At 40.8% G+C, this 12,838-nt stretch carries 16 protein-coding genes; all 16 read left to right on the top strand.

All coding sequences use genetic code 11. From position 1 onward, the window contains the following. Positions 1-16 precede the first annotated feature (16 nt). The 16 genes from H9L19_RS08375 (at position 17) to rplW (ending at position 12,835) form a co-directional block, all read left to right on the top strand. Positions 17-670: a COG3942 and LysM peptidoglycan-binding domain-containing protein gene (locus H9L19_RS08375; RefSeq protein WP_187529652.1), complete on the top strand. Its 654-nt coding sequence runs from the start codon at positions 17-19 to the stop codon at positions 668-670. Positions 671-808: 138 nt separating this feature from the next. After that, entirely contained in the window at positions 809-1,459 is a 651-nt protein-coding gene (locus H9L19_RS02885; protein WP_187529651.1) for a deoxynucleoside kinase, read from the top strand. Between the two features lie 10 nt (positions 1,460-1,469). Then, complete coding sequence (gene serS, locus H9L19_RS02880; RefSeq protein ID WP_187529650.1) at positions 1,470-2,753, top strand: serine--tRNA ligase; 1,284 nt, start codon at positions 1,470-1,472, stop codon at positions 2,751-2,753. Positions 2,754-2,998: 245 nt separating this feature from the next. Beyond that, positions 2,999-4,000, top strand: coding sequence for a D-2-hydroxyacid dehydrogenase (locus H9L19_RS02875; protein WP_187529649.1), 1,002 nt, complete (start codon positions 2,999-3,001; stop codon positions 3,998-4,000). Between the two features lie 247 nt (positions 4,001-4,247). Next, positions 4,248-5,246 (top strand): D-2-hydroxyacid dehydrogenase, encoded by a 999-nt coding sequence (locus tag H9L19_RS02870; RefSeq protein WP_187529648.1) that lies wholly within the window; start codon positions 4,248-4,250, stop codon positions 5,244-5,246. Positions 5,247-5,352: 106 nt separating this feature from the next. Beyond that, a complete protein-coding gene (locus H9L19_RS02865) occupies positions 5,353-6,498 on the top strand; it encodes a PTS sugar transporter subunit IIC (protein ID WP_187529895.1) in 1,146 nt (381 codons plus the stop codon). 146 nt (positions 6,499-6,644) lie between these two features. Next, positions 6,645-7,505, top strand: a complete 861-nt coding sequence (locus H9L19_RS02860; RefSeq protein WP_243198204.1) for a sortase family protein — start codon at positions 6,645-6,647, stop codon at positions 7,503-7,505. Next, complete coding sequence (locus H9L19_RS08370) at positions 7,463-7,591, top strand: hypothetical protein (protein WP_276509303.1); 129 nt, start codon at positions 7,463-7,465, stop codon at positions 7,589-7,591. Before H9L19_RS02860 ends, H9L19_RS08370 begins: the two co-directional genes overlap by 43 nt. Positions 7,592-7,706: 115 nt before the next feature. Next, a complete protein-coding gene (tsaB, locus tag H9L19_RS02855; protein ID WP_187529647.1) occupies positions 7,707-8,429 on the top strand; it encodes a tRNA (adenosine(37)-N6)-threonylcarbamoyltransferase complex dimerization subunit type 1 TsaB in 723 nt (240 codons plus the stop codon). Further along, positions 8,410-8,976, top strand: a complete 567-nt coding sequence (gene rimI / locus H9L19_RS02850; RefSeq protein ID WP_187529646.1) for a ribosomal protein S18-alanine N-acetyltransferase — start codon at positions 8,410-8,412, stop codon at positions 8,974-8,976. Before tsaB ends, rimI (H9L19_RS02850) begins: the two co-directional genes overlap by 20 nt. Continuing rightward, positions 8,973-9,410 (top strand): ribosomal protein S18-alanine N-acetyltransferase, encoded by a 438-nt coding sequence (gene rimI, locus H9L19_RS02845; protein ID WP_187529645.1) that lies wholly within the window; start codon positions 8,973-8,975, stop codon positions 9,408-9,410. Before rimI (H9L19_RS02850) ends, rimI (H9L19_RS02845) begins: the two co-directional genes overlap by 4 nt. Positions 9,411-9,423: 13 nt before the next feature. Beyond that, on the top strand, positions 9,424-10,470 hold the full coding sequence (gene tsaD / locus H9L19_RS02840) for a tRNA (adenosine(37)-N6)-threonylcarbamoyltransferase complex transferase subunit TsaD (RefSeq protein WP_187529644.1): 1,047 nt from the start codon (positions 9,424-9,426) through the stop codon (positions 10,468-10,470). Between the two features lie 410 nt (positions 10,471-10,880). Continuing rightward, positions 10,881-11,189: a 30S ribosomal protein S10 gene (gene rpsJ / locus H9L19_RS02835; protein ID WP_166009599.1), complete on the top strand. Its 309-nt coding sequence runs from the start codon at positions 10,881-10,883 to the stop codon at positions 11,187-11,189. 84 nt (positions 11,190-11,273) lie between these two features. Then, entirely contained in the window at positions 11,274-11,900 is a 627-nt protein-coding gene (gene rplC, locus H9L19_RS02830) for a 50S ribosomal protein L3 (protein ID WP_187529643.1), read from the top strand. A gap of 24 nt (positions 11,901-11,924) precedes the next feature. Then, the gene (gene rplD, locus H9L19_RS02825; RefSeq protein WP_187529642.1) at positions 11,925-12,548 is read left to right on the top strand and encodes a 50S ribosomal protein L4; all 624 of its coding nucleotides are present in this window, start codon (positions 11,925-11,927) and stop codon (positions 12,546-12,548) included. Further along, a complete protein-coding gene (rplW, locus tag H9L19_RS02820) occupies positions 12,548-12,835 on the top strand; it encodes a 50S ribosomal protein L23 (RefSeq protein WP_187529641.1) in 288 nt (95 codons plus the stop codon). The genes rplD and rplW overlap by 1 nt, the downstream gene beginning before the upstream one ends. The last annotated feature ends 3 nt before the right edge of the window (positions 12,836-12,838 follow it).

The following is a 12,838-nucleotide window of genomic DNA, read 5'->3' as shown; positions in this document are numbered from 1 at the left end:
AATTTTGGAGGCAAACATGAATTTAACACTAAAGGCATCATTATTAGGGACATTTGGGTGTATAGCAGCTTTTGGTATGATGAGTGGGCAGGCTCAAGCAGATAGCCATAAAGTCGTTGCTGGTGATACCGTATATGATATTGCAATGACATATGGAAAAACAGTTGATGAATTGGTAACGTTGAATCAACTGGACTATGGGGGCGCATTAATATACGTTGGGAATGAAATTCAACTTGATCAAACACAAGCTCCTTTGAATGAACAGAATCAAGATCTGAAAGAGGCAACGTTGCCAACTGAAAAGGTAGATTTGAAACAAAGAACGGCTGACTTAAAGAATCAACAAAATAGTTATCCGTATGGACAATGTACTTGGTATGTTAAAGCGATGTTTGATTGGGCGGGAAGCTATTGGGGAAATGCAGCCGATTGGGCTGACAGTGCGCGTCGCGCCGGCTTACTAGTTGATGGACAAGCAGCAGTTGGAAGCATTGCTGTATTTGCACCTGGTAGTCATGGCGCAGATAAGGTGTATGGGCACGTTGCAATCGTTGAAAAGATTAATGATGATGGGACAATGCTAATTTCAGAAGGAAATGCGGGAAAAGATTTGTATAGTACACGAGTGGTACCAACAGCGGGCGTTCAATTTATTCATCATCAATAATTAATAAAAAACTTCGCAGTTCAGCGAAGCTTTTTTTATTCTCACCAGGACAGCTAATGATACTTGCATCTTGTATCGCAAAATGTTGCGAGTTTTGGTAAGATTAAAGATAGAAAATAACAGAAGGTGAATAGATTTATGATTGTATTATCAGGAACAATTGGGGCTGGAAAGACTAGTCTGGCAACACTTTTAGCAAACCATCTTGGATCAGAGGCCTTTTATGAATCTGTAGATGATAATCCCATTTTGCCATTGTTTTATGAGAATCCGCAGAAATATGGCTTTTTATTGCAAAATTACTTCTTAAATAAGCGGTTAGATAATATTAAAGACGCACAAGGTTCAGCGCTAAATGTCATTGATCGTTCAATTTTTGAAGATTTATTACTATTTCAATTAAATGCAGATTTGGAACGTGCAACGCAGACGGAAGTTCAAATTTACGGTGAATTGTTGCAAAACATGATGGAACAAGTTGATTTTTCTGATGATGCTGTTGTGAAAACACCGGACTTGTTGATTTATGTGAATGTATCGTTTGAAACGATGTTGGGACGCATTAAAAAGCGTGGACGGGCGTATGAACAAATTGAAAATGACCCATCGTTGTATGACTATTATAAAGAACTAACAAGTCGTTATCATGCTTGGTTTGATAATTATTCAGCTTCGCCTAAATTAATGATTGAGGGCGATAAATATGATTTTGTCAATAACGATGAGCACTTGAATGAAATTTTTGCGATAATTGATGACAAAATTAAAGAACTTGGAATCAAAGGATAGGGTATAGAATATGTTAGATATTAAATATTTACGGCATCATGCCGATGAAGCGAAAGTTCGTTTAGCTGGGCGTGGTGTAGCGGCTGAGGATATTGATGCGTATTTAGCGGCTGATGAGCAACGACGCACAATTTTGGTGCAAGTTGAAGAACTAAAAGCACAACGAAATGCGGTTTCAGATCAAATTGGACAAAAAAAGCGGGCCAAAGAAGATGCAACCGATGTGATTGCTGAAATGCAACAAGTGTCAACGCAAATTAAAGGCTTAGATGATCAATTAGCGCTGATTGATGCCGATTTATTGAATCGAGCATTGCACTTCCCTAATTTGCCAAATCCAACGATTCCGGTTGGCGCTGATGAGTCAGCTAATCGTGAAGAACGGGTTTGGGGCGATATTCGTCAATTTGATTTTGAACCTAAAGCACATTATGAAATTGGCGAAGCTTTAGGTATCTTGGATTGGGAACGTGGGGCAAAAGTCGCTGGTGCGCGTTTTGTTTATTATGTTGGCCAAGGTGCACGTCTAGAGCGCGCGGTATATAACTATATGCTTGATGAACATCAAAAAGAGGGTTATACCGAGATGATTACACCATATATGGTGAAAGATGAAGCAATGTATGGTACTGGTCAGTATCCAAAATTTATGGAAGATGCTTATCGCGTGGGAACTAATGACGATATGACGTTGATCCCAACGGCTGAGGTGCCTTTGACTAATTATTATCGCGAAGAAGTGATTGATGCCGATAAGTTACCAATTTCGATTACAGCTGTTTCACCATCATTTCGACAGGAAGCTGGTTCAGCTGGTCGCGATACCCGTGGCTTGATTCGTATGCATCAGTTTAATAAAGTTGAGATGGTTAAATTTGCAAAGCCTGAGCAATCATACGCTGAGTTAGAAAAAATGACCCAAAACGCTGAACATATTTTGCAAACACTCAATCTGCCATATCATGTTTTGACGCTTTCAACGGGAGACATGGGCTTTTCTGCAGCAGAAACGCATGACTTAGAAGTCTGGATGCCGGAACAAAATGTTTATCGTGAGATCTCTTCAGTCTCGAATACGGAAGCTTTCCAGGCACGACGAGCAAAAATCCGTTATCGGGATGCCGATGGCGATTTACAATTTGTGCATACTTTAAATGGTTCTGGATTAGCTGTGGGGCGGACAGTTGCTGCAATTTTGGAAAACTATCAAAACGCTGATGGGACAGTGACAGTACCTGAAGTCTTACGACCATATTTTGGTGCCGACCTAATTGTTGCTGAAAATAGCTTATAAAATGATGTATGAATTTAAAAAGATTAGCAGATAAAAAGGGCTAATCTTTTTTTATTGACTATGCGATTGTGAGTGAGAAATTTAGTCATATTTTTATAGGATAATATAATTTGTCATAAGGTTGTTACGATGGGATGGCAGGTTGCGTTAGAATTAAAACGCTTACATTTTCATAATGTAATTGATGAATAATCTGTTAGAATGAATAGAAGAGACATGTTGTTTGTAATGAAAGGAGTTTTAAAATGTCTAAGATTTTAGCATATGGTGTTCGTGAAGATGAACAATCGGCAATGCAGCGTTGGGCAAGCCAACACCCTGAGGTTCAAGTCGATACGACGGACGTTTTATTGACACCAGAGAATGCCACTTTAGCACAAGGTTATGACGTTGTTAATATCTTACAAGCCGGGATTCCAGTTGGTGAATCAACACTTGGTCAATTGGATCAGATGGGGATTCATACGTTGACATTGCGTAATGTCGGAACGGATGATTTAGACTTTGATGTGCTAAAAAAGTATCAATTTAATGTTTCTAATGTACCGCGCTATTCACCAAATGCGATTGCTGAACATGCGATGATCCAAATGGCACGATTATTCCGCCACTTTAAACAAATGGACCTTAAGGTATATCGGCATAATTTGAAGTGGGCACCAACGATTGGGCGGGAAGTTCGCAAGCAAACGATTGGTATTATCGGTACTGGAAATATTGGTCGGGTGGCCATTCAAATTGCGCAAGGTTTTGGTGCCAAAGTCATTGCCTATGATAAATATCGTAACGCAGAAATTGAAGCGCAAGGATTGTATGTTGACAGTCTTGATGAGTTATATGCGCAAGCTGATGGTATTTCATTGCACGTTCCAGGACTACCAGAAAATCATCATATGATTGATGCCAAGGCAATTGCAAAGATGAAGGATCAAGTTGTCATTGTTAATGCTGGTCGTGGTAATTTAGTCGATACGGATGCGATCATTGCCGGGTTAGATGCAGGCAAAATTGATGGATTTGGCATGGATACGTATGAAGATGAAGGCGGATTATTTAACGTTGATTGGGAGGGAAAGGATTTCCCTGATACGCGTGTTGCTGACCTCATTACCCGTGACAATGTGATTGTATCACCACATACGGCATTTTATACGTGGACCGCAACAGAAGAGATGGTTGAACAATCGTTAGATGCTGGATTGGCATTTATCACAGGCAATACACCTGAACAAGCAATCAATTATTAAAGACCCAATTTTGTTGTGATTTGGCGGGCAGACAGATAAACTGTTTGTAGTTAGAGCGACCAATGCGGTGAAACGTACTGTTTGCTTTAAGAAAATTATATACCGTATTACTCGATAAATATGAAAAAAGTTTACATTAGTAGATGTTTGTTTTATAATTAGTACTTGAATAGATGGTGTAATTGTGAAAAATTACACGATTTCTATTGCAATTTCATTTGAATAATAAAGGGGATAGTTAAAAATTATGGCAAAAATTTTTGCATATGGTATTCGTGACGATGAGCAACCAGCTTTAAATGCTTGGCGTGAGGCTAACCCAGGTGTAACGGTTGAATTTACTGATCAACTATTGACACCCGAAACAGCGAAATTAGCTGCTGGTTTTGATGCTGTGAATGTTTATCAACAATTAGACTACACACGCGAAACGTTGGCTGCATTGCATGAAGCTGGTATCACAAAGATGTCATTGCGCAATGTTGGAACTGACAACATTGACTTTGATGCAGCACGTGAGTTTGGTTTCCAAATCTCAAACGTGCCAGTTTATTCACCAAATGCGATTGCTGAGCATTCGATGATTCAAATGAGCCGGTTGTTGCGTCGGACAAAAGAATTGGATGCTAAGATTGCTAAGCATGATTTGCGTTGGGCACCTACAATTGGACGTGAGATGCGTATGCAAACTATCGGAATTATTGGAACTGGACACATTGGACGTGTTGCTATGAAGATTGCACAAGGCTTTGGGGCGAAGGTTATTGCATATGACCTTTATAAGAATGCTGAAATTGAAGCCGCTGGTCTTTATGTGGATACGTTAGATGAATTGTTTGCGCAAGCTGACGTAATTTCATTGTACGTACCAGGTGTTCCAGCAAACCACCATTTGATTAATGCAGATTCAATTGCAAAGATGAAAGATGGTGTGGTCATCGTCAATGTTTCACGCGGAAACTTGATGGATATCGATGCCGTTATTGCTGGTTTGGACTCTGGTAAAATTGCTGACTTTTCAATGGATGTCTATGAAGAAGAAGTTGGGTTGTTTAACATTGACTGGTCTGGAAAGACATTCCCAGATGATAAGATTGCTGATTTGATTTCTCGCGAAAATGTGTTGGTTACACCTCACACAGCTTTCTATACGACAAAAGCCGTTGAAGAAATGGTATCACAATCGTTGTCTGCTGATTTGGCTTTCATTAATGGTGAAGTGCCAAGCATTGCAGTTGAATATTAATTAAAGAATAGAGACATCAAAGGGCTGTAATTAAATGGCACAATCGAGATAAGATTTGAGTTGTCAGGTGATTGCAGTGCTTTTTTAATGGAAAGTAGATGGTATGATGAATTATTTTGATGGTAGTTATGAGTTGAAGTTCAAAGACTTCTTCTTTAAGGTATTGAGCGGTTCAGCCCAAGGAATTTTGATTGGTGTTTTGCCTTCCGCAGTTTTGAAGTATTTGCTAAAGTTATTTATCACGCCTGGTGTTGCAAATTGGGCCACTGATTTGAATGCGATTTTGGTTTTGTTCCAATCAATGATTCCAATGTTAATTGGTGTCGCAATTGCTTTGCAATTTAAGATGAAGCCCTTAGACGTTGGTGTTATGGGAATTGCCGTTGCTGCGGCTTCGGGCTCAATTAAGTGGGCCACTGCCGCTGCTGGTTTTGTAAACCCAGTGACAGGTGTTAAAACTGTTGCACCTTCAACTGTTTATATTGCCGCTGGTGCGGGCGATGTGATCAACGCAATGATTGTTTCAGCAATCGGTGTTTTAGTTATTTGGCTGATTGCAAAGTACTTGAAAGGTTTCGGTTCGGTTGCGATTATTCTTAGCCCAATCGTTGTCGGTGGTGGCGTTGGATTGCTTGGTAAAGCCATTGCACCATATGTTGGTGACGTTACAACTTGGATTGGTCAAGCGGTTGAAACCTTTACAAAGCTACAACCAGTGCCAATGGCTGTTTTGATTGCCATGGCATTCTCGATTATTATTATCACGCCAGTTTCAACGGTTGGAATTGCCTTAGCAATTTCATTGGCTGGTCTAGGCTCAGGTGCTGCGGGTGTTGGTGTTATTGCGACAACAGTTGTCTTATTGATTAATTCAATTAAGGTTAATAAAGTTGGAACTTCAGTTGCTATTTTCTTGGGAGCGATGAAAGGCATGATGCCTTCTGTCTTTGCTAAGCCGGTGACGATGATACCATTCTTAATTACAGCCGCTGTTTCTGGTATTCCAGTTGCCTTGATGAATGTTCAAGGAACACCTACATCTGCTGGATTTGGATGGATTGGAATGGTAACGCCAATTCAATCTGTTGCTAAAGACGCTGCGGACAAGGCATTTATCACGCATTATGTGAGCCCTGTAGTTTCAATTTTGGTGTTCTTTGTGGTGCCAATCGTGGTTGGATTTGTTGTCGATTATGTCTTAACTAAGTTTGTTAAGTTATATCAACCAGAGGATTTCCAACAAGAAATTTAATTATAAAAACACAGATTCTGCGTAGTCTGTGTTTTTTAATTGCTGATAAATGTATCGTGTGGTTTATTCAAGGGTGCTCAAAAAGATACCCCATAGCGTGTGTTTTTGGTATAGTAAAGTAAGTGAAATTTTCATGGAGGCCATTGATGAATCAAATTATTCCAAATACACAACAAGAGATACTGCATACTTTTTGGCAGGCAGGGATTTTGTTTGCCATTGCAGTTGTGTTGGCGTTTATTATTAGCCGCATTCGGAAGGCACGCGGTAGGGCCCATGGCGATTTCTTGTTTATTACATCTGTTTTATTACTGATTTTAAGTTTGGGTATTTTTGCATACCATAGTAATTTATTTGGCATTAAAGACTACTTTGCAAAGTTTCAAGTACAGCAACAAAGTCGGACAATAAAAAAACGAGCTGCCAAACCGGTGGATCGTAAATTGGTTGCAAAGATGGTGATGCGGGATCAAAATAAAAATGATAAGTATGAGAAAAAAGGTTTTGTTGCCATTCCTAGTGTGTCGATTTTACTGCCGATTTATGACGATGCGTACTCTGTGGCTGGACTTAATTTAGGTGCTGATTTTGCAAATCGTTCGGCTGAGGACCCAAAGGGTGAACAAACGCCAATGATGGGGCGCGGCAATTATGGGTTAGCGGCGCACAACTTTAATGATGGTCGGACGGGTTTTAGTGCTTTGCAGGAAAAGTTAAACGTCAACGCCTCATATTTAGTCAACGGGCAGACCGGGACGAACCGTTGGTTGAAGAATAAGCCAGTTTACTTAGCAAATGGTGATGGCATTTACGAATATCGCATTACAAAGCAAACGACGACCTTACCAACTAATGTGGCAGTTTTGAATCAAACAGACCAGCCACAATTAACGATTGTGAGTTGTCTATTTCCAAACACAAATTATCGGATTATTACACATGCTAAATTGGTTAAACAATACACATGGCAAAAGGCCCTCAAAAATTGGTTGGTTACTTTAATTTGAAAGTTCAAGCAACTAATGCACGTGCAAGTTGGTTTAATCCGGGTGTTGAAGAAGGTGTTAATGGTGATGCAGGTGGAACCAAGTAGAAATTAAATCAAGCGAAAAATTGCGTCGAAGTTTGGCGCTTTTTTTTGATTGAGCGTGTAAAATAGAGAAGAAACATTTTTTAATTATACAAGAGATAAATAAGGGGTTAGTATTGTGAAAACAATTGCGTTTGATACATCAAATCAACCCATGTCGGTAGCTTTGTTTGATGCAGACCGTCTAGTTGGTGAAATTGAAACAAATTTGGCCAAAAATCATTCAGAACAGCTATTATTATCGATAGATGAATTGGTTAAATCAGCAGGCTGGCAACCAAGTGATTTGAATCGTGTGATAACGAGTCAAGGGCCTGGTTCGTATACTGGGTTAAGAATTGCGGTGACAACGGCTAAGACCTTGGCCTTTTCGTTACATTTAGAATTGATTGGACTTTCGGGCCTTGCACTCTTAGCTGGTAATGTGATTGCAAATGATACCATAGTGATCCCATTAATGGACGCACGTAATGATAATGTTTATGCCGGACAGTATCGCTGGCGTGATGGTAAATTGGTCAATGTCGTGGCTGACCAACACACGTCAATCTATGATTTGCCAATGGCTGTTAATTCGCAAGAACGGGTCATTTATGTTGGCGATTGGGAAAAGTATGAAGCGGTCATTAAGGCTCAGGTACCACAAGCTGAATTTTCAAAAGATAATGTGCCACATGCGAGGCATATGTTGACGTTAATCGCTGATGAGTCAGTTTTACGTACAAATGAGGCAATTCATCAATTTAATCCACAATATCTTCGGGTAACCCAAGCGGAGGCTGAGTGGCAAGCGGCACATCCGAATGTAGGACGGCAGAATTATGTTGAAAAAGTTAAATAACTGGTGGCGATGGTATCGACATCCGTTGCCAACTGAGTTGCGCGAATTTCACCAGAGCGTTGTGATTGATGGGATTGAGTATGATTTAATGCCAGCTCAATTAGCGCATGCTGAAGCGATGCTAGCAGTTGAACGGGATGCATATTTTGGGCAAGAGCCATGGCCGATTGAACTGTTTTGGAATGAAATCAACCGCCAACATGAACGGTTGTATTTGATTGTTCAGATTAAAGCGACCCATACGACGGTCGCATATATTGGTACGGCGTTTCGTCCCAGTTTAAGAGAAGTGCATATTACAAATCTTGCGGTTAATCGCCAATGGCAAAAGCGTGGGCTCGGTAAATTCATGTTGTCATACATCATGTCGGTTGCGGCACAAATTCAATTTGAAACGGTCTCTTTAGAAGTTCGGATGACGAATCAAGCTGCGCAAAAGCTGTATTCGCGGCTTGGATTCCGTAAAGTACGTACCAAACACCATTATTATGATGATGGCGAAGATGCAGTTGAAATGCGTTCAACGTTAGGGAAGGGGCGCTTATGACGGAATTGATATGGCGTAGTGTTCCAAACGCTGATGAAATCTTTCAAATTTCCAAGGCAGCATATCGTGGGTCGCCGTGGTCAAAGCAATTGTTTTTGAATGATTTACGCAACCATAATGCAGAATATTTAATGGTCGAAATTGCGGGTGAATTGGTTGGTTTTGTTGGCGGAAATCTGGTCTTGGATGAATTATCAATCAGTAACGTCGCAATTTTACCGGGTCATCAGGGACAACGTATTGGTGAAAAACTACTTAAAATGTATTTTTCCCGTTTTCCCAAGGGCACACGGATCTTATTAGAAGTCCGCAGTTCAAACCAAAGGGCGTTACGCTTATATGAAAGGCTTGGATTTGAAATTTATAATATTCGTGAAGATTATTACCGCGATCCCAAGGAAGACGCCTATTTAATGGATTTGAAATTATCATGAGAGGGATGGAAATATGCACGATCGAATTATTTTAGCGTTTGAATCAAGTGCCGATGAAACGAGTGTTGCGCTGGTTAAAAATGGCACTGAAATTATTAGCTTAGAAATAGCGACGCAAATTAAAAGTCATCAGCGTTTTGGGGGAATCGTACCAGAGGTGGCTAGTCGTCATCATATCGAACAAATTACGCTTTTAATTGATGCCGCCTTATCTGATGCAGGGCTGTCGTATGACGATATCACAGCTGTTGCTGTGACATATGGGCCAGGATTGGTAGGCGCATTATTAATCGGCGTGACAGCTGCTAAAACAATTGCGTGGGCACATCAATTACCACTGGTACCGGTAGTTCATATGGCTGGTCATATTGCGGCAGCACAGTTTGTTGCGCCAATTGAGTATCCAGCTTTAGCGCTGATGGTCTCAGGCGGGCATACCGAGTTTGTGTTGATGCAAAGTGAATATGAATATGTTGTTGTTGGTGACACAAGAGATGATGCAGCTGGTGAATCGTATGATAAAGTTGGGCGCACGATGGGATTAGACTATCCAGCAGGTAAGACGATCGATCAAATGGCACATCAAGGGGTTGATGAATATCATCTTCCTCGAGCATTGATGCATGATGGAAAATTAGATTTCAGTTTTTCTGGCCTAAAAAGTGCTGTGATTAATCTGAAGCATAATGCGGAGCAACGTGGCGAGACAATTAATTTGCAAAATCTTGCCACAAGTTTTCAAAATGCAGTGCTTGAAATGTTGTTAACTAAGACGCAGACGGCTTTGACAACATATTCTGTTAAAACGTTTATTGTAGCAGGTGGTGTCGCTGCTAATCGGGGATTGCGAGATGGTATTGATCAATTGCAGGTACAATTTCCAGACGTGAAATTCATCAAGGTACCGTTGGCACTGGCGGGAGACAATGCAGCCATGATTGGTGCTGCGGGCGATATTGCTTATCGGCATGGCAAACGGGCGGGCTACGATTTAAACGCTAAACCAGGGTTGGAATTTGATTATCTTTCACCAGATATGGCCTTTATTACCCCAATGTAAATGATAAATTAAAAGAGATGATCCAAAATAAGAGGTCGTCTTTTTTTATTGGATGGGCAACAGTCGAAATTTTGTGTGTCATATTTTATTGTTAAACTGTTTGAAATTGTTAAAAATAATGTTTTAGGTCTTTTATAGGAAGAAAAATTGTTATCAGGATGTTATCAATTAATCAAACAAAAAGCTTGCAATGCCTTGCGTGATGCGGTATTATATTCAAGTACGTTATTTACTGACGGGCGAATTATGCGCTGAAGTAAGGAAGTACGGCAACGAGCGATGATGTGAGAGGTTGCGACACACCCGGCAGCATTGCCACGGGAACCACTGCCATGGATTCCACAGTGGTGTGTTGGTTTTCTCACGGAGTTAGTCTCATATTCCAATATGGACGAAGGAAGGAGTCATTCATGGCAAACAAGAAGATCCGTATCCGCTTGAAGGCATACGAACACACAATTATCGACGCATCTGCAGAGAAAATTGTTGAAACGGCAAAGCGGACTGGTGCTGAGATTTCAGGACCAATCCCATTGCCAACAGAGCGTACTTTGTACACTGTGTTACGTTCACCCCACAAGCATAAGGATTCACGTGAACAATTCGAAATGCGCACACACAAGCGTTTGATCGACATTGTTAACCCAACTGCGCAAACAGTTGATGCGTTGTCAAAGCTTGAATTACCAAGTGGTGTCAACATCGAAATTAAATTGTAATTCACATTACGATTTGACGTGTTAAATGCCTGATTATGCATTTCAACTAATCAAAAATAGATTTACTAATCAAAGGAGATAGTCATGACTACTAAGGGTATCTTAGGCCGCAAAGTCGGCATGACTCAGGTGTTCACTGACGAAGGTGAACTTATCCCAGTTACTGTGATTGAATCAACGCCAAACGTTGTTTTACAAGTTAAGTCACTTGAAAACGATGGTTACAACGCTATTCAATTAGGTTTCTCAGATAAGCGTACTGTTTTGTCAAACAAGCCTGAGCAAGGTCACGTTGCAAAAGCAAATACGACCCCTAAGCGCTACATTCGTGAAATTCGCGACGCTGAGGGAGAATACAATGTCGGGGATGAAGTAAAGGTTGATATTTTCGCTGCTGGTGAAGCTGTCGACGTTACTGGAATCACAAAGGGTCATGGTTACCAAGGTAACATTAAAAAAGATGGCCAATCTCGTGGCCCTATGGCGCACGGTTCTCGTTATCACCGTCGTCCAGGTTCATTGGGAGCCGTTATCAATCGCGTCTTCAAGGGTAAGAAGTTGCCAGGACGCATGGGTAACCACAAGCGCACGGTTCAAAACTTACAAGTTGTACGCGTAGACGTTGAAAACAACGTAATCTTGGTCAAGGGTAACGTCCCTGGAGCAAACAAGTCACTTGTTACTGTTAAGAACTCAGTTAAAGCTAAGTAATAAGGACGAAGGGAGGATTTAAACATGACTAAGGTTGCTTTATTTAAGCAAGATGGTTCAAATGCCGGAGAAGTTGAGTTAAACGACGCAATTTTTGGGATTGAGCCTAATAATAATGTCATCACTGACGCTGTTTTGATGCAACGCGCATCACTACGTCAAGGAACACACGCTGTCAAGAACCGCTCTGCAGTTCGTGGTGGTGGGCGTAAGCCTTGGCGTCAAAAGGGAACTGGTCGTGCCCGTCAAGGGTCTATTCGTAGCCCACAATGGCGTGGTGGAGGAATCGTCTTCGGACCTACGCCTCGTTCATATGCCTACAAGTTACCTAAGAAGGTATACCGTTTGGCATTGAAGTCAGTGTTGTCACAAAAAGTTTTGGATTCTGCTTTGGTAATTGTTGATGCATTGGCATTTGACGCACCAAAGACGAAAGACTTCAAGGCTGTATTGAACAATTTGAACGTTAACGAAAAGACGTTGGTTGTCTTAGATGACAACAATACTAACGCCGCATTAGCAGCACGTAACATTGAAAATGTTACAGTAATGACTGCTAAGGGTGTTAACGTACTTGATGTTATCAACAACGATAAGTTGGTTGTTGTTCAATCAGCATTGTCACAAGTTGAGGAGGTTTTGGCATAATGGACGCACGCGATATCATTTTGCGCCCGATCATCACTGAACAAACGATGAGTGTTTTGGATGAAAAACGCTACACGTTTGAAGTCGATGTTCGTGCTACTAAGCCACAAATCAAGCGCGCTATTGAAGAAATTTTTGACGTAAAAGTTGAAAAAATCAATACTGCAAATGTACGTGGAAAGTTGAAGCGTCAAGGACGTTTCGCTGGTTACACTAAGAAGCGTAAGAAGGCAACTGTTAAGTTGTCTGCTGCTTCTTCGGACATTCAATTGTTCAACGAAAACTAATCA

Source organism: Weissella diestrammenae (genome assembly GCF_014397255.1).
Classification (GTDB): domain Bacteria; phylum Bacillota; class Bacilli; order Lactobacillales; family Lactobacillaceae; genus Weissella; species Weissella diestrammenae.
The sequence above is the reverse complement of the archived record's forward strand: the minus strand, read 5'-3'. Positions and strand labels throughout refer to the sequence as shown.

Excerpts from the sequence above, each read along its gene's own strand:
- H9L19_RS08375 (WP_187529652.1), top strand. The coding sequence starts at position 17 with ATGAATTTAACACTAAAGGCATCATTATTAGGGACATTTGGGTGTATA.
- H9L19_RS02885 (WP_187529651.1), top strand. The coding sequence starts at position 809 with ATGATTGTATTATCAGGAACAATTGGGGCTGGAAAGACTAGTCTGGCA.
- serS (WP_187529650.1), top strand. The coding sequence starts at position 1,470 with ATGTTAGATATTAAATATTTACGGCATCATGCCGATGAAGCGAAAGTT.
- H9L19_RS02875 (WP_187529649.1), top strand. The coding sequence starts at position 2,999 with ATGTCTAAGATTTTAGCATATGGTGTTCGTGAAGATGAACAATCGGCA.
- H9L19_RS02870 (WP_187529648.1), top strand. The coding sequence starts at position 4,248 with ATGGCAAAAATTTTTGCATATGGTATTCGTGACGATGAGCAACCAGCT.
- H9L19_RS02865 (WP_187529895.1), top strand. The coding sequence starts at position 5,353 with ATGAATTATTTTGATGGTAGTTATGAGTTGAAGTTCAAAGACTTCTTC.
- H9L19_RS02860 (WP_243198204.1), top strand. The coding sequence starts at position 6,645 with ATGAATCAAATTATTCCAAATACACAACAAGAGATACTGCATACTTTT.
- H9L19_RS08370 (WP_276509303.1), top strand. The coding sequence starts at position 7,463 with ATGGCAAAAGGCCCTCAAAAATTGGTTGGTTACTTTAATTTGAAAGTT.
- rimI (WP_187529646.1), top strand. The coding sequence starts at position 8,410 with ATGTTGAAAAAGTTAAATAACTGGTGGCGATGGTATCGACATCCGTTG.
- rimI (WP_187529645.1), top strand. The coding sequence starts at position 8,973 with ATGACGGAATTGATATGGCGTAGTGTTCCAAACGCTGATGAAATCTTT.
- tsaD (WP_187529644.1), top strand. The coding sequence starts at position 9,424 with ATGCACGATCGAATTATTTTAGCGTTTGAATCAAGTGCCGATGAAACG.
- rpsJ (WP_166009599.1), top strand. The coding sequence starts at position 10,881 with ATGGCAAACAAGAAGATCCGTATCCGCTTGAAGGCATACGAACACACA.
- rplC (WP_187529643.1), top strand. The coding sequence starts at position 11,274 with ATGACTACTAAGGGTATCTTAGGCCGCAAAGTCGGCATGACTCAGGTG.
- rplD (WP_187529642.1), top strand. The coding sequence starts at position 11,925 with ATGACTAAGGTTGCTTTATTTAAGCAAGATGGTTCAAATGCCGGAGAA.
- rplW (WP_187529641.1), top strand. The coding sequence starts at position 12,548 with ATGGACGCACGCGATATCATTTTGCGCCCGATCATCACTGAACAAACG.